At 68.1% G+C, this 15,396-nt stretch carries 18 protein-coding genes; 10 read left to right on the forward strand and 8 right to left on the reverse strand.

All coding sequences use genetic code 11. From position 1 onward, the window contains the following. Positions 1 to 38: 38 nt before the first annotated feature. Complete coding sequence (locus ACFXIV_RS30475; protein ID WP_356996046.1) at positions 39 to 326, forward strand: hypothetical protein; 288 nt, start codon at positions 39 to 41, stop codon at positions 324 to 326. Here the strand turns inward: ACFXIV_RS30475 and ACFXIV_RS30480 are convergent, their stop codons facing one another. Next, complete coding sequence (locus ACFXIV_RS30480) at positions 327 to 920, reverse strand: TetR/AcrR family transcriptional regulator (protein WP_379400714.1); 594 nt, start codon at positions 918 to 920, stop codon at positions 327 to 329. 115 nt (positions 921 to 1,035) lie between these two features. Here ACFXIV_RS30480 and ACFXIV_RS30485 point away from each other — a divergent pair, with 115 nt between their 5' ends. Next, positions 1,036 to 1,509: a nitroreductase/quinone reductase family protein gene (locus ACFXIV_RS30485; RefSeq protein ID WP_379400715.1), complete on the forward strand. Its 474-nt coding sequence runs from the start codon at positions 1,036 to 1,038 to the stop codon at positions 1,507 to 1,509. Positions 1,510 to 1,533: 24 nt separating this feature from the next. Here the strand turns inward: ACFXIV_RS30485 and ACFXIV_RS30490 are convergent, their stop codons facing one another. After that, positions 1,534 to 2,835 (reverse strand): acetyl-CoA acetyltransferase, encoded by a 1,302-nt coding sequence (locus ACFXIV_RS30490; RefSeq protein ID WP_379400717.1) that lies wholly within the window; start codon positions 2,833 to 2,835, stop codon positions 1,534 to 1,536. Positions 2,836 to 3,171: 336 nt separating this feature from the next. Here ACFXIV_RS30490 and ACFXIV_RS30495 point away from each other — a divergent pair, with 336 nt between their 5' ends. From ACFXIV_RS30495 to ACFXIV_RS30510, 4 genes are all read left to right on the forward strand, one after another. Further along, positions 3,172 to 4,005, forward strand: coding sequence for a hypothetical protein (locus ACFXIV_RS30495; protein ID WP_379400718.1), 834 nt, complete (start codon positions 3,172 to 3,174; stop codon positions 4,003 to 4,005). Between the two features lie 40 nt (positions 4,006 to 4,045). Next, a complete protein-coding gene (locus tag ACFXIV_RS30500; RefSeq protein WP_379400719.1) occupies positions 4,046 to 5,977 on the forward strand; it encodes a fumarate reductase/succinate dehydrogenase flavoprotein subunit in 1,932 nt (643 codons plus the stop codon). A gap of 2 nt (positions 5,978 to 5,979) precedes the next feature. Further along, positions 5,980 to 6,726 (forward strand): succinate dehydrogenase/fumarate reductase iron-sulfur subunit, encoded by a 747-nt coding sequence (locus tag ACFXIV_RS30505; protein WP_379384410.1) that lies wholly within the window; start codon positions 5,980 to 5,982, stop codon positions 6,724 to 6,726. A gap of 130 nt (positions 6,727 to 6,856) precedes the next feature. After that, positions 6,857 to 7,012, forward strand: a complete 156-nt coding sequence (locus ACFXIV_RS30510) for a hypothetical protein (RefSeq protein WP_354840902.1) — start codon at positions 6,857 to 6,859, stop codon at positions 7,010 to 7,012. Positions 7,013 to 7,058: 46 nt separating this feature from the next. Here ACFXIV_RS30510 and ACFXIV_RS30515 read toward each other — a convergent pair whose 3' ends face one another. Further along, positions 7,059 to 7,262, reverse strand: a complete 204-nt coding sequence (locus ACFXIV_RS30515) for a DUF397 domain-containing protein (protein WP_354840899.1) — start codon at positions 7,260 to 7,262, stop codon at positions 7,059 to 7,061. Further along, positions 7,259 to 8,146, reverse strand: a complete 888-nt coding sequence (locus ACFXIV_RS30520; protein WP_379400720.1) for a helix-turn-helix domain-containing protein — start codon at positions 8,144 to 8,146, stop codon at positions 7,259 to 7,261. The genes ACFXIV_RS30515 and ACFXIV_RS30520 overlap by 4 nt, the downstream gene beginning before the upstream one ends. 263 nt (positions 8,147 to 8,409) lie before the next feature. Between ACFXIV_RS30520 and ACFXIV_RS30525 the strand changes: the two genes are divergently transcribed. From ACFXIV_RS30525 to ACFXIV_RS30540, 4 genes are all read left to right on the forward strand, one after another. Continuing rightward, entirely contained in the window at positions 8,410 to 8,613 is a 204-nt protein-coding gene (locus ACFXIV_RS30525; protein WP_379400721.1) for a hypothetical protein, read from the forward strand. Next, complete coding sequence (locus ACFXIV_RS30530) at positions 8,583 to 8,834, forward strand: hypothetical protein (protein WP_379400722.1); 252 nt, start codon at positions 8,583 to 8,585, stop codon at positions 8,832 to 8,834. The genes ACFXIV_RS30525 and ACFXIV_RS30530 overlap by 31 nt, the downstream gene beginning before the upstream one ends. Before the next feature lie 155 nt (positions 8,835 to 8,989). After that, positions 8,990 to 9,460: a GNAT family N-acetyltransferase gene (locus ACFXIV_RS30535; RefSeq protein WP_379400723.1), complete on the forward strand. Its 471-nt coding sequence runs from the start codon at positions 8,990 to 8,992 to the stop codon at positions 9,458 to 9,460. A gap of 2 nt (positions 9,461 to 9,462) precedes the next feature. After that, positions 9,463 to 10,323: a hypothetical protein gene (locus tag ACFXIV_RS30540; RefSeq protein ID WP_379400724.1), complete on the forward strand. Its 861-nt coding sequence runs from the start codon at positions 9,463 to 9,465 to the stop codon at positions 10,321 to 10,323. 30 nt (positions 10,324 to 10,353) lie between these two features. Here ACFXIV_RS30540 and ACFXIV_RS30545 read toward each other — a convergent pair whose 3' ends face one another. From ACFXIV_RS30545 to ACFXIV_RS30560, 4 genes are read right to left on the reverse strand one after another with little or no spacing between them, the layout of a single operon-like run. Further along, a complete protein-coding gene (locus ACFXIV_RS30545; RefSeq protein ID WP_379400725.1) occupies positions 10,354 to 11,337 on the reverse strand; it encodes an SCO2521 family protein in 984 nt (327 codons plus the stop codon). Between the two features lie 12 nt (positions 11,338 to 11,349). Beyond that, on the reverse strand, positions 11,350 to 12,399 hold the full coding sequence (locus ACFXIV_RS30550) for an SCO2522 family protein (RefSeq protein ID WP_379400726.1): 1,050 nt from the start codon (positions 12,397 to 12,399) through the stop codon (positions 11,350 to 11,352). Continuing rightward, positions 12,396 to 13,328 carry an SCO2523 family variant P-loop protein gene (locus tag ACFXIV_RS30555; RefSeq protein WP_356996061.1) on the reverse strand — a complete coding sequence of 311 codons (933 nt, stop codon included), beginning with the start codon at positions 13,326 to 13,328 and terminating at the stop codon, positions 12,396 to 12,398. Before ACFXIV_RS30555 ends, ACFXIV_RS30550 begins: the two co-directional genes overlap by 4 nt. Continuing rightward, positions 13,325 to 15,205: an SCO2524 family protein gene (locus ACFXIV_RS30560; RefSeq protein WP_379400727.1), complete on the reverse strand. Its 1,881-nt coding sequence runs from the start codon at positions 15,203 to 15,205 to the stop codon at positions 13,325 to 13,327. The genes ACFXIV_RS30555 and ACFXIV_RS30560 overlap by 4 nt, the downstream gene beginning before the upstream one ends. Between the last annotated feature and the right edge of the window lie 191 nt (positions 15,206 to 15,396).

Consider the following 15,396-nt stretch of genomic DNA (forward strand, 5'->3'; position numbering starts at 1 on the left):
CGATGTGTGGTCTGTCACACGGCTCGAGGAGGGTTTCGATGACACGCAGCGAGATTGCGGAACTCCGCTACGCGGTCGGCCAGCTCCGCCAGTGCGTCACCGCACTGCGTTCGCACTACGGAGACGCGGGCACCGTCCGCCGGCTGGAGAACGATCTGGAAAGGCTCGTCATCGACACCGACGAGTTCGAACAGGCGCCGCCGCCGGAAGCACCGCGGGCCAAGCAGGAGACGATCTACGTCCCCGACGCCAAGCACGATGAGGCGGCCTGGATGGGCGCGCAGGACGAGGGCCTGGGCTTCCACTCCCGCCCCCGCACCAAGTAACTAATCCTTCGTTTCGAACAGCGGGAGGGCCACCTCGACAATGGCGTCGGGGCTGGGCAATTCGACGAGCGCATCGGGTGGGCTCAGCTGCCGCTGCAGCGCGCGCTGATGAGCCGCGCCGACCAGCAGCAGAGCCGGGGTGCGCAGATCGTCGGCCTCGATGCCCCGGGCCGACAGGTAGGCGACCACGGCGTCCACCGCGCGATGCGGGCCCAGGTCGAGATCGCGGCTGCGTTCCCGGTAGACCGCGCCCAGCTCGGCATCCGATTGCACCGCCGCCATCACCGGCAGGGCGGAGACGAAGAATTCCTCCAGGGTCGCGAGCAGCGACCGCAGCGCCGTGCGCAGATCCGCGGCGGGCGCGTCGGCGAGCAGGTCCTTGAGCGGGCGCAGCTGATGCTGGATCACGGCCTGTAGCAGGCCCATTCGATCGCCGAAGTGATAGAAGATGCTGGATTCGGCGACGCCGGCCCGGGCCGCGATCTCCTTGGTGGACAGCCGGGCGAGGCCGGATTCCGCGAGCACCTGTTGCGCGCTGGCGATCACGGCCTCGCGCACACCGGTACTGGGCCGCCCTCGGGAACGGGTCCCCACATCGCCTCCTGTCACGTTTCGACTGTCGTTTTCCGGCACGACCCTTGCAGTATGCCGCACCTGGTCGTATTTTCTGAGTATTCACTCAGTAAATAGGGAACCGGAGGACGCACCGATGTCCCAGCCAGCAACGACAACCCCGAACCCGGCCGCTACCCGCAAACAGGAGCGGCTCAACGCCGTCATGCGCCGGGTCCTGCGCTCACCGCTGCACCGGGTGGTCAGCGGGAAACTGCTCATCGTCACCGTGGTCGGCCGCAAGAGCGGGCGGGTGTACGAGCACCCCGTCGCCTACGCCGAACACGACGGCACGCTGCTGATCGGCACCGCGGCCAAGTGGCGTCACAACCTGCGCGCCGGCGAGCCGGTGCGAATCGGCCTGCGGCGCCGGGAGATCGACGCCGACTGGGAGGTCGTCACCGACGTGGACGCGGCGGCCGAGCCGTATCGGATCATCCTCGAGCAGAACCCGACCCACGGGAAATACGCTGGCATCAGCCTGAATTCGGACGGCAGCGTCAACCGCGCGGAGCTGGCGGCCGCCTTCGCCCGGGGCACGGCGGTCGTCCGGCTCCGCCCGCGCGACTAGTCCTCGGTGGCGGTGGACCAGTCCTCAGTGGCGGTGCCGGCCCCGGCCGGAGCGCCGGCCGCCGACGCCGCGGAAGCGGGCGCCGCGCGGGGCCTGCGAAACCGGTTCCAGATCGGGGGATTCGAAGATCGCGGCCAGGGCGCTGCCGGGGCCGACGGGGGTCACGGCCAGGCCGAGACCGCCGTCGCGGCGGGCCAGTTCGTGCAGCATGGTGGTGACCATGCGCAGACCCGCCGCGCCGCCCGGATCACCGAGGGCGATCGCGCCGCCGTGCACATTCAGGCGCTCCGCGGTGTCGTCCTCGAGGCCCAGGGTGCGGGCCAGCGCCAGCACCTCGACAGCGGAGGTCTCCTCCACCTCCAGCAGCTCCAGGTCCGACAGTTCGAAACCGGCGCGCCACAGCGCCTTCGCGACCGCGGAGGTGGCGGCGGGCACCGGGACGCCGAGGGGAGCGGTGGTGCTGACCCAGTCGAGCAGATAGCCCATCGGCTCCAGGCCGAGATCCACCAGCCGGTCCTCTGCCACCACCAGGCAGGCCGCGGCGGCCAGGCCGCGGCTGCTGCTGTTTCCGGCCGTGGTCACGCCATCGGGCCGGAAGGGGGACAGCGCCGCGAAGGCGCGGTGTGAGACATCATCGCGCAACCCCTCGTCGCGGTCGACCAGGCGCACCACCTCGGAATTGGGATTGTCCGGGCGCGCGCACACCACCACGGGCGCGGTCTCCGCACCGAACACACCCTGGCGATGGGCGCGGGCGGCACGGCGGTGACTGACCGCGGCGAAGTCGTCGGCCGCGGCCCGGCCCAGCTCGTGGGCGCGGGCCAGCTGTTCGGCGCGGTCCGAATCCGCTTGTCCGCGTTCAGGTTCGGCGGACCAGATCGCGATCTGCTGGTCGGTGGTGGGTCCGTCGTCGGCCGCGGGCCCCGGGCGGATGCCGGGCAGCGGCGGGACGCTGGCGGATTGCGCGTCGAATCCCCCTGCGGCGCTGGAGCATTCGGCGCCCACCGCCAGCACCACGTCGGCCGCGCCGGTGCGCACCATCATGGCGGCGGTGATCAGGGCGCGCAGTCCGCTGCCGGGACCCTCGCCCAGCGCGAAGTCACCCAGCTCCGGCGACAGTCCGCACTGCGGCAGGGCCGAGCGGATGGCCTCGGCATCGGGGACGGCGGTGACCAGCTGTTCGACCCGCGCGGGATCGATGCCCGAGCGCCCGAGCACCGCCGCGATGACAGTGCCGGCCAGCCGGTTCGGCGGCACCGCGGCGAGTGCTCCGCCGGGCAGACCCACGGGCGTGCGCATCGGCATGACGATGGCGGCGCGTCTCATTACCGGCTCCCTTCGAACCCTCAGCAGACCGACAGGCCACCACACCGTTGTTGCTGTCATATGACGGCCGGTAACCGCTGCGGACGAGCCGCCCTACCTGCGCGCGGGCCGGAATCCGAAACACTCTGACAGCCCGGCGAGTTCGCGAGATTGCCGTTTGTTCACCAAGCAAACGAATCACTGACGGCCACAGGAAATGTGGCGCAAATCACGGGATCACGAAATAGCTGTTGCGAGCTCGAGTGATAGCGACACTGTCGTAAGGTGCTCACCATCACATTCGATGCCGGAGGTAACGATGACGTTCCACGGGGTAGAGCAGCGAGGCATCCAGCAGTGAGCGCCGCACCAGTCAAGGCTTCTGAATCGAGCACTACCGGGGTTTTCAGTAGGGGACGGGCTGCCATTTCGGCACGCACGCTCCGCACCGACCGGTGGTGGGTGCCGCCGGCCGCGACGGTGCTGGGGCTCGCGGCCTTCGTCATCTACGCGACCATCAGATCCTTTGTGCGCAGCGCGTATTGGGTGCCCGACTTCCACTATCTGACACCGTTCTATTCGCCCTGCCTGAGCGCCTCGTGCGTCGAGGGCTCCAGCCATTTCGGCACGCCGGTCGGCCACCTGCCCATGTGGATTCCGCTGGGCTTCCTGGTGCTGCCGTTCCTGCTGCTGTTCCGGCTCACCTGCTACTACTACCGCAAGGCCTACTACCGGTCGGTGTGGATGTCGCCGCCGGCCTGCGCGGTGGCCGAGCCGCACGCGAAATACTCGGGGGAGACGCGGCTTCCGCTGATCATCCAGAACGCGCACCGCTACTTCTTCTACGTAGCGATCATCATCTCGGTGATCAACACCTATGACGCGGTGATCTCCTTCCACGCCAAGGGCGGCGGCTTCGGCATCGGCCTGGGGACGCTGATCATCACCGGCAACGCGCTGCTGCTGTGGGCGTACACGCTGTCGTGCCACTCCTGCCGCCACATCGCGGGCGGCCGGCTCAAACACTTCTCACAGCACCCCGTGCGCTACCGCTTCTGGACCGTGGTGTCGAAGCTGAACACCCGGCACATGCAGCTGGCCTGGACCACGCTGGGCACGCTGGTCCTCACCGATTTCTACGTCATGCTGGTGGCGAGCGGAACCATCTCCGATCCTCGCCTCATCGGCTGACAGTCCTCTATTCCTCTGTCTCCCAGGAGTATTCGGTTCCATGCCTGAAGTCGAGCGGCACAAGTACGACGTCGTCGTGATCGGTGCCGGCGGTGCCGGCCTGCGTGCGGTCATCGAGGCCCGTGAGCACGGTCTGTCCGTGGCGGTGGTCTGCAAGTCCCTGTTCGGCAAGGCGCACACCGTCATGGCCGAGGGCGGCTGCGCGGCCGCCATGGGCAATGCCAATGAGAAGGACAACTGGCAGACCCATTTCAAGGACACCATGCGCGGGGGCAAGTTCCTCAACAACTGGCGCATGGCCGAACTGCACGCCCAGGAAGCTCCCGACCGGGTGTGGGAGCTGGAAACCTATGGGGCGCTGTTCGATCGGACCAAGGACGGCCGGATCAGCCAGCGCAACTTCGGCGGCCACACCTATCCGCGGCTGGCGCACGTCGGCGACCGCACCGGGCTCGAGATCATCCGCACCATGCAGCAGAAGATCGTCTCGCTGCAGCAGGAGGATTACGCGCAGACCGGTGACTACGAGGCGCGCATCAAGATCTTCGCCGAATGCACAATCACCGAGCTGCTCAAGGACGGCGACCGGATCGCCGGGGCCTTCGGGTACTGGCGGGAGTCCGGGCGCTTCATTCTGTTCGAGACGCCCGCGGTGGTGATCGCCACCGGTGGCGTCGGCAAGTCGTACAAGGTGACCTCGAACTCCTGGGAGTACACCGGCGACGGGCACGCGCTCGCGCTGCGGGCCGGGGCGTCGCTGATCAATATGGAGTTCCTGCAGTTCCATCCGACCGGCATGGTCTGGCCGCCGTCGGTGAAGGGCATCCTGGTCACCGAGGGCGTGCGCGGTGACGGCGGGGTGCTCCAGAACTCCGAGGGCAAGCGGTTCATGTTCGATTACATCCCGCCGGTGTTCAAGGGCCAGTACGCCGAAACCATCGAGGAGGCGGACCAGTGGCTGAAGGACAACGATTCCGCCCGGCGCACACCGGATCTGCTGCCGCGTGACGAGGTCGCGCGGGCCATCAACGAAGAGGTGAAGGCCGGGCGCGGCACCCCGCACGGCGGCGTCTATCTGGATATCTCCTCCCGCCTGCCCGCCGACCAGATCGTCAAGCGGCTGCCGTCCATGCACCACCAGTTCAAAGAGCTGGCGGACGTGGACATTACGAAGGAGCCGATGGAGGTCGGGCCGACCTGCCACTACGTGATGGGCGGCATCGAGGTCGATCCGGACACCCAGGCGGCCACGGTGCCCGGCCTGTTCGCGGCCGGCGAATGCGCCGGCGGCCTGCACGGCTCCAACCGGCTGGGCGGCAACTCGCTGTCGGACCTGCTGGTCTTCGGCCGGCGCGCCGGATTGGGCGCGGCCACCTATGTCGAGCAGCTGGCCGCACGGCCCAAGATCGCCGACACCGATATCGCCGTGGCCGCGAAATCGGCTGTGACGCCGTTCGATCCGCCCGCCGAGGGCGGCCCGGGCGAGAACCCGTACACGCTGCACATGGACCTGCAGCAGACCATGAACGATCTGGTCGGCATCATCCGCAAGGAACACGAACTGAAGCAGGCCGTCGAGCATCTCTCCGAGCTGCGCGACCGCTACGACCACGTCACCGTGGAGGGGCACCGGCAGTTCAATCCGGGCTGGCATCTGGCCCTGGATATGCGCAACATGCTGCTCATCAGCGAATGCGTCGCCCAGGCCGCACTGCTGCGCACCGAGAGCCGCGGCGGCCACACCCGCGACGACCACCCGGGCATGGATCCGGTGTGGCGCAACAAGCTGCTGGTCTGCACCATCGACCCGGACGAGGTCGGGTTCTCGGTGCCGTCGGTGACCGTCACGCCCGAGGCCCAGGTGCCCATGCGCACGGATCTGCTCCGGTTGTTCGACCTGGCGGAGCTCGAAAAGTACTACACCCCCGCCGATCTCGCAGAGTTGCGGGACGACGCCGGAAAGGCGGAATAGCCATGGGTTACGAGGCGAAGTTCAAGGTGTGGCGCGGTGACACCGAGGGCGGCGGCCTGCAGGACTTCACCGTCGAGGTGAACGAGGGCGAGGTGGTGCTCGACATCATCCACCGGCTGCAGGCCACCCAGGCACCGGATCTGGCGGTGCGCTGGAACTGCAAGGCGGGCAAGTGCGGTTCGTGCTCGGCCGAGGTGAACGGGCGGCCGCGGCTGCTGTGCATGACCCGCATGTCGACGTTCACCCAGGAAGAAGTGGTGACGGTGACGCCCATGCGCACCTTCCCGGTTATTCGCGACCTGGTCACGGATGTGTCGTTCAACTACCAGAAGGCCCGCGAAGTACCGTCTTTCACGCCGCCGGTGGATCTGAAGCCGGGCGAGTACCGGATGCAGCAGACCGATGTGGAACGGTCGCAGGAATTCCGCAAGTGCATCGAATGCTTCCTGTGCCAGAACACCTGTCACGTGGTCCGTGATCACGAGGACAACAAGCACGCATTCTCCGGTCCGCGATACCTGATGCGTATTGCCGAACTCGAAATGCATCCCTTGGATGTGGCCGACCGCCGGGAACTGGCGCAAGAGGATGCGGGCCTGGGCTTCTGCAACATCACCAAGTGCTGCACGGAAGTGTGCCCGGAACACATCAAGATCACCGATAACGCGCTGATCCCGCTCAAGGAACGCGTGGTGGACAGACAGTACGACCCGATCGTCTGGCTGGGAAACAAGCTCTTCCGGCGCTGACGTCCGAGCTGGTTGTTGATCACGAAACGGCTGCCGTTTGGCAACGGAAGTATGTTTGCGACGGCTAAGCATGGGTATCCAACTATTCGTGGACCGAGGACTCAAGAATGCACGTCCCCGGTACCGGAAAATGGGTCCCGATGACTGGGTCGAACGGCTGATCGTAGGGATGCTCTTCGCGGTATCGGCGATGGGCGTATACGTACTCACCGGCGCACTGATGCCCGCCGTCGCGATCGGCGTGCTGGTCGCCGCCGTCGCCATGGGTGTGGTCGCAATCCTCTGATACCGGGGGTTCACGGGTCGGGGCCCGTGAACCCTCGTTCAGCGAATCACCGGTCGAAGACCCCGTTTTCGAGGCCCGCGGTGAAGGATCCCCATTCCGCCGCGCCGAACACCAGCGCCGGCCCCTGCGGATTCTTGCTGTCCCGCACGCCCACTCGGCCCGCGGGCAGGAACGCCACTTCGACGCACTCCTTACCGGCCCCGCTGCGGCTGCTCTTGAACCAGCGGGCCCCGGAAAGATCCACACTCATGCCGCATACTCCTTCGCCACCTGCCGGAGCAGGTTTCTGCTGTCCTGAACGTCCAGCGCGCAGCGTTCCAGGCCCGCTTGTGCCCGGCGATAACGCTGAACGTCGCCCTGTCTCTCGAGATACAGATCGCCGGTGAACCCCTCCACGTAGACCACCGGGGGCTCCACCGGTTGCCCCTTGCTGTCGCATCCGAATTCCAGAATCACGAATGGTCCGGTCGAAAGTCCCAGGGGGACACCGGCGGCGAAGGGCAGGATACGCAGCGCGACATTGGACCGGGTGCTCAGTTCCGCCAAGTGTCGCACTTGCGCCGCCATCACCCTTGCACCTCCCACCAGGCGGCGCAATACCGATTCGTGCAACACCATGGCGATGGTCGCCGGATGCATGCGACGGGTGATCATGGCCTGCCGCTGCATACGCAGCTGAACGCGCCGATCCACCTCCACCACAGTCTCTTCCGGGTATCCCAGCCGGTTCAGGGCCCTTGCGTACTCGGCCGTCTGCAGCAGGCCCGGCACCAATTCCGATTGGTAGCAGGACAACTGCTGCGCGGATGCCTCCAGGCCGACGTAGACGTCGAAGTTCTCGGGAATCAGGTCGCCGTAGGAGTGCCACCAGCTCTTGACCGCCGCCTGCTGCGCCAAACCCTTGAGCCCCTCCGCGATTTCGGCGGGGATCCCGTAGATGCGGCACAGCTCCTGGATGTCGATGGTGCGGATGCGGTCCGCGTTGCCCTTCTCGAGCCGCTGCAAGGTGCTGGCGCCCCACTCCATCAGCTTGGCGGCTTCGGCGATGGTCAATCCTGCCTGGATGCGCCAGTCCCGTAGATAGCGACCGAGCTGACGGCGGGGCAGGGTGGATGACGCGGGACCTTCGGACACAACACGCTCCATTCGCGGTCGCGGGCATGGATCGGGGCTCGACGGCGGGCGAGGGCTTCGTCCACTTTGGAGAATCGTCCTCCCCCAAGTGGATTCACTGCTGGGAATTCGCGCAATTTTGCGTTCTCCTGCTCGAAATTCGCCCGCCTGGCGTCTGCTCGTGGTGTGCTGGAGATGTGCCCGGAGCGGTGTAGCTAGGCCCCTTTCCTTTCCTGAACCTCCGGGCACTTCAGGAACCAGCGGGAACGAGGAGTGGTCTGGACATGCAACTGTCGTCCCTCAATATGCACATTGCCGGTCTGTCGCGCTGCCGCCGTGATCCGGGTGTGATGACCGTCGAACAAGCGCACGCCGCAATGCAATTGCACCTCGATTGCACGGTGCAGACCTGCAAGGTACGCCGACGAGCACGGGCAACGCTGGTCGAGGAGGGACGGTGCGTGCTCGACGAGCGGGCACTGCCATGACCGGCCCCGCACCGGCCCAGGCCGGCCCCGATCCCGTACCGACCGGCTACGACCGGTTCGTCCACCGGATGCTGTGGCTGCTGCTCGACGCCCGGACAGCACAGCTCCGCCACCAGAAGGCACAGTTCTACACCAGGATTTCGCGGCCCGGGGAGTACCGGGGAAGGCCCCAGGCCGCGATGAACGCTGCCGCACAGCGCTTTCGAGCGCCCCGCGCCTAACCTCCGGGCAGCGGTGGCGCAGTCCCCACCGCGTGCTGCAGCGCGGTTCGGCCGCCGGCTCCACAGACGGCGGGCGGCCGAACCGCACCCAAGATTCGGTGTGACGCTTACCCTGGAATCCATCGCACTTGTGCCCGGGGTGGAGGGGAACACCGTTGTCGGCCTTCGAACAGCCGGACGATCCGGCGTGCCGGATCGCGTCACTGTCGGATCTGGACGCGATCCGCGCACTCGAGGTGGTCGAATTCGAGCATCTCGCGTATCCGTATTTCGTACTCCGGCAACTCTTCGAGCTACACGGAGCAAACTGGACGGTTGCTGAGGATGCGGGGGAGCTCTGCGGCTACGTGCTCACCGCCCTCGATGGAGAGCGCACGGCCTGGTTTCTCGGCTTCGCGGTGGCATCCGAATGCCGGGGTCGCGGCCACGGCCGGGCACTGCTGGAAGCCGCTCTGGCCCAATGCCGTCAGGCCCGCGCCGAACAGGTCTTCGTCACGGTGAAACCGGGCAATCGGGTCGCCTACCACCTCTACAAGGAGGTCGGCTTCGTGTGGGCCGATCATGAGGCCACCTACTTCGGCGCAGACGAGCCGCGAGATGTGCTGGTGCACAGGATTTATCATTGATCATGCTCGAGAAAAGCGCACCGTCGTCGCCGTTCGTGACGGATATGAGCATGCGCATCGAGCGCCACGCCGACACCTATGCCGACAACGTCACCGAATTCCTGGAGCAGCCGCACGGCCTGCGCCGCCGCGCCACCGAACAGCCGCTGCTGGACCTGTTCACCCGGCACACCGAGGCGGTGGTGGCGACCTACGATCCGCCCGGAATCCGCAGGGCCGGTGACAGTCTCGTCTTCGGCCACCTCTACGCGCCGGTCCTCGAACACACCGCCACCGCGGCGCCGCAGCCGATGGCGGTCAACCAGCTGCTCGCGGCCCTGATCGCCGCGGAGGTGGAGTTCCGCGGGCCACTGCGCCTGAGCCGCACCCAGAATCGGCTGCTGGCCGAGGCCTACGAGCGGCTGGGCCGCCCACTGGTGCAGGCCGGACTGCCCGCGCACGCCGCCCTGGCCTACCGCCGGGCCGGGAGTCTCTACCGCATCGACGAGGACACCGATGCCGAGGATCGCTGCGGCCTGGCCCTGGCCCGGGCGCGGCGGCTGGCGCAGCCGGCGGCCTGGCGGCGCGCCGGCGGCCTGGTCCCGGATCTCATCTGCGGCTACGGATACCGGCCCTTCCGCATGCTGTGGTTCGTGGCGTTCCAGCTGCTGGTCTTCGTGGTGGCGGTCACGTTGCGGTCGGATCAGCCGCCGGCCATCACCGTGTTCCAGGTGTTCATGAACTACCTGAATCCGCTGGGCGTCGGGGATACCGACAACCTGCGGGTCGGCGGGCGCGCGGTGTTCGTGCTCGAGAGTTATCTGGGCGCGGTCACCATGTCGGTGTTCTTCGCGCTGCTGGTGCGCCGCTGGTTCCGGCTCTGATCCGGTCGCGCCGCCGGTCGGATCCGCCGGTCACCACTGGACGGTGCTGATCTTGGCGCTGCGCAGCGCCGCCAGGGTCGCCACCGCCAGCCGGTCGCGCAGATGTCCGACCTGCGCGGTCCACTGCCGGGTGAAGCCCGGATCGGACTCCAACCGCGTCCACAGTTCGCGCAGCCGGGGCGGCGTGTGGGCGCCCGGCATCCACAGGTGCACCAGCTGTTCGAGCAGCGGCGCCAGCTCGGCGGACGGATCGCGTTCGGGCATGGGACGATCCGCCTCGGACAGTGCCGCGCCCAGGGTGGACAGCAGCCAGTCGTGAACGGCCAGGTCCTCGCAGAAGCGTTGCACCGCACCCAGATCCCGGGCGGTCGGCACCATGATCCGCACCGACCGGGTGTGCTCGTCCTCGAGCCGGAACGCGAACAGGGTGCGCCCGCGCACGGCGCCGCCCACCGGCGGCGCGACCCGCGCGGCCCAGCGCAGCCGGGTGGCGCTGGAGCGCACCGGCGGCTCCTGATCCAGGCGGGGATCGGTGCGCACGCGGGTGAGCAGCCGGTCGCTGACCGAGCCCAGGTCCAGGGTGGTGGCGCCGGAGCCCTCCAGGAACCCCTCGGTGAGATCGACCGCGGCCGCGGCGTCGTCGGCGATGCGGTGCCACACCTCCAGCGTCCCGACCTGATCGAGGTAGTGCGACCAGGGCCGCCGGTTCTTGTCGGCCGTCCGCACCACGGTGGAACAGGCCGAACTCTGCATCACCCGGCCGCCCACCAGGATCGCGTGCGCCGCCACCGTCCCGATGGCGCGGCTGTCCGATCCGGACACCGTGGCCAGCTTGCAGTCCACCCCGACGGCGGAACCCGGCGAAATCGCCAGGGCCAGCGGCCGTTCCCGCATCAGTACCCGCTGCCCGGGCAGCAGTGACAGCAGCGCCGTCGCCTCCCGCGCCGCCAGTCCCCCCGCATTGGGCAGCAGTGCCGTGCGTACCTCCCCCAGCAGCACCAGCGGCTCGTTCACCGGGCGGCCACCTCAGACGTCACCCAGGAAGATGTGGTTCAACCGGTGGGTGGCCCGGCGCGGCACCTGCACCGGAATCCGTTCGCCCGCACCGCGTTCGGCGAGCTTCGCCTGCACATCGTCATCGAGTTGCAGGTGGTCGAGGATGACCCGCACGGCGTGCTCGATGCCCAGGTAGCTGTAGGGCAGCACCGACAGCGCCCGATAGGCCGCGAAGGGTTTGGCCTTCGGATTCAGTTTCACCACCGCGGGCAGCCGGGACCAGTCGCTGGGCCACGGCTCCTCCCAGGGCACCGGGGCCGCCACCATGGCGCCCTCGTTGCGAATCAGGCCCAGCCGCAGCAACTGCCAGATGGCGGCCAGGAAGGGGCAGGACCAGAGCATGCGCTCCACCTGCTGATCGCCCTCTTCCTCCAGGCGGCGGCTCCACAGCTGCACATCCAGGAAGATGGAGTGATTGCGCGCGCCGAATTCCTCCGGCGGCCGATACCGCGAGATGCGCATGGCCTGTCCCGCATCGAATTCCGAGGATCGGCGGCCATTGCAGAGCCAGCCGGACTCGACGGTGGGCGGGCGGCGGCCGGTGCTGTCGCGCTCGGGTTCGGCGACGATGCGGGCGGCCATCATCTCCGCCAGCCGCACCGGCTCGCCGACCGGTTCACCGTCCTGGAACGACGGCACCTCGGCGCAGCCCGCCTCGCGCGCCAGATAGTCGATGCGCACGCCGCATTCCTCCGCGGCGGCCAGCAGCTTCTCCAGCACGTGGCGCGGGTCGGCGGTGCGCCGGGCATCGCGCGGCCGGTTGGCGGTGCGGGTCCAGAAGTAGTCGTCGACCAGGAAGCAGGTGCTGACCCGGGCGCCCGCCCCGAATTCCGCTTCGGCAGCGGCGATCTGGGTCTGGACGATGGGCGCCACCTTGCGCAGCTGGGCGTGGATCCGGTCGACGCCGTCGACCAGCTCGTCCATATAGAAGTGCCCGACCTCGATGGACAGATGCGAGAGCGGCTGGCCGGCCACGCGATTGCGTTCGCCCGCCTCGCTGTAGTCGGTCGCGGAGCTCATCGGCGCACCTCCACCTGTTCCCAGACGGCGTCGTTCATGAGTTTCTCGGTGAGCAGGCGGAATGCGTCCACGGTCTCGGCATTGGCGACGTGAGCGGCCACATCCACATCCAGGATCACCTGTTCCCGGCACTGCAGCATTGGTTCCACCGGGATCTTGCCCAGTATCCCGCTCTCGCCCATGCCGTGCCGGTTGGCCGCGCGGGTCAGGGTGTTGTGTTGTTCCTGCAGCCAGGCGGCCTGAGCCGGGCGGAGGCCGGCGGTCAGGTTGAGTTCGGGCACCGCGGTACGGACGAAGCGCAGCGAATTCAGCAGCTCGGCCCGGTCGTGTCCCCAGGCCTCGCCGACGGCCAGCACGCCGTGCTCGTCGTGCACCAGGCCGCGGGCGGCCGCGATGTGCTGGCGGGTCCAGCGGTGGAAGATGAGCCAGCGGCACACCGCGCGGGACAGCTGCGGGTGCCGGGTCGCGCTGAGCGCGAGGGCCAGGGCGATGGATCGGCCCGCGCTCAGATCGACGAAGGTGACATTGAATTCCTGCTCGCAGGTGGCGAACAGCGCGGCGCAGCGATCGATCATGCGTTCGTCGAGCGTGGTGAATTCGGAGCCGCCGAGATCGCCGGGGAACAGCACCAGGCGGCCGGAGGGATGCCGGGACCGGCTCAGTTCCATCCGGTCGGTCTCGGAGCGCACACTGAGCCGCGCGGGCGTCCCGTTCTCGTCGAGCAGATAGGCGTGCAGGCCGGTCCCGTCCCGGACCCCGTTGTCGATCCGGCTGATCTCGAAAGTGCCGCCCGCGGTGGGGGATCCGAAATCGAAGTCCAGATAGGCGACCTTGTACCCCTTCATGCTCAGCCAGTAGGCCATATTGCAGCTGGTGACCGAGCGGCCGGTGCCGCCCTTGTCCGAAGAGGAGAACACGAGCACGGTCACACGCTCCTGGTGGCGTCGAACCGGGCGTAGGCGAGCTCGTCCAGTTCCAAGAGGGCCTGCGAGGCGAGGCTGACTGCGGTGCCGGGGCGCTCGTCGATGAGCGTGCGGGCCCGTTCCAGGCGCTGCTCGGCCAGGGCCAGGGCGGTGCGGCCGGCCGACACGTCGGTCTCGCTCAGCTCCAGCATCTCCCGGTTGAGCAGGTGTTCGGCCTCGGTCAGCAGCTCCATGGCCCGGGTCACCGAGGTCGGCGCCCGCAGCGGCGGTTCGCGGTACAGGCGGGCGGCGGTCACCATGCACTCGACCACGCGCTCGGTGAGATACCAGGAGGGCAGGTGGTTTTCGGGGCCGCCGAAGATGCGGCTGGGATCGTCCCACAGGCCGGTGGCCGGTCCTTCGCGGAAGGCGCGCAGGTCGAGGTGGTCCATGGTGGCCTGGGCCAGCGTCATCAGCTGGTCGCGGGTCTCGATGGTGCCGGAGAGCCGCGCGGCCTGCAGGGTGCGTTTCAAAAGGACGGTGGCGTAATCGGAGACCGTCCACAGCAGCAGCGGGCCGTCCAGCGCCTCACTGCCCAGCAGGCGCAGACTCACGCCCGGCGTGTGCATGGTGCGGGCCGGATCGTCGGCGGTGAAGCGGCGCACGATGCGGCCGCGGCGGGCCAGCTCGTCGAAAATCGTTGCGGCGCGGTCCAGATCGTCGTCATTGGCCTCACGATTGAGCAGATCCTGCATGAGCACCGCGGAGACGATGAGACTGAAGTAGTCCGATTCCTCGCCGTCGGAGGTACGCCACGGAATGTCCTCGAGCGGCCAGCGCCCGGTGCCGAAGCGCGCCACCGCCGCCCAGTAGCGCTGGGCCAGATCCCAGCGCAGCTGCAGGGCCTCGGCCAGGCGGCGCTGCTCGCCGTTGAGCAGGTCGAGTTCACGAGTGCGCACCGAGGTGAGGTCGTTGATGCCGTCCAGCGCCACCACGGTGAAGTGCAGATAGGGCCGGGCGACGGCATGACCGGGCTGATCCGCGATGGGCATGTCCACGAAGTCGATCGACGCGGCCTTGCGCACAATGGCCCAGCTCCAGCCACATTCGAACAGCATGTCGCCGCTGTCCAGGTCGACCCCCTCCACCTGGCTGAGGGTGGCGTCGTTGCGCAGCCGGATCCGCACCCGGTCCAGGCGCTGCTGCACGGCGTGCACCACCGCGTCGGGGGAACCGCCGGTCTGGTTGAGCATCGACAGCATGGCCTGCCCGGCGGCGGATTTGGGCGAGACCGTATTCACGACGAAGCTGCGGATCAGGCCCACCATGGCGGCGGTGAGCCGGACATTGATGAGCGCGTCGAGCGCCTCGATGCGCGGGCCCAGATCCACGGCGAGCTTGATCCGCCGGCCCACGGCCAGTTCGGCGACCGGGCCGCTGAATCCGCGCAGGAATTTCAGCGCGGCCAGGCACAGGGTCAGTGACATGGAATAGGAGTCGACGACCTCGAGCGTGCGCTGCGCCGGGGTCGGCTCGGCGCCGTCGGAGGAGGCCAGGTAGCTGCCCGCGGCGAAATTCGGCAGGGCGGCGGTGGAGTCGGGGTCGCGGTCGGTGTGGCGGTCGATGTACTGCTCGAGCAGCCAGACCACGCGCTCGCCGATGCGCAGGCCATTGTCGCCGAGAGGGGAGAGCACCTCGCGGATGTCGTCGGCGATCTCGTCGGGATGCTCCAGCCCGAAGCCGTCGATCTCGGTCGCCGGGTACAGCAGGCACAGCAGCTGTTCGGCGTCGCTGATGGAGTTGGAGCCGTTGCGGCCACCCCACACCCACTCGCCATCCTGATAACAGGCGGTCAGCAGCGACCGCCAGACTCCGAGGATCTGTTCCCGTGGCTTGATTCTCATCGACGCCGTCCCCTGCACTGTCGTGGCCAGCCTCGCCGTCATAGCTATGAACGAGCGCGGCACAAACTATCATGCGCCGCCGCCCGGCACCGGGTGGGACGCCGTCTCGAAATCGCATCGCGCACAGGGCAATATCGGGCAGATCGGGCGTGGGAGGGCGCGGTCGCCGGGAGCGGGCCGGTAGCGTCGCT

The organism is Nocardia sp. NPDC059236, assembly GCF_042754085.1.
GTDB lineage: Bacteria > Actinomycetota > Actinomycetes > Mycobacteriales > Mycobacteriaceae > Nocardia.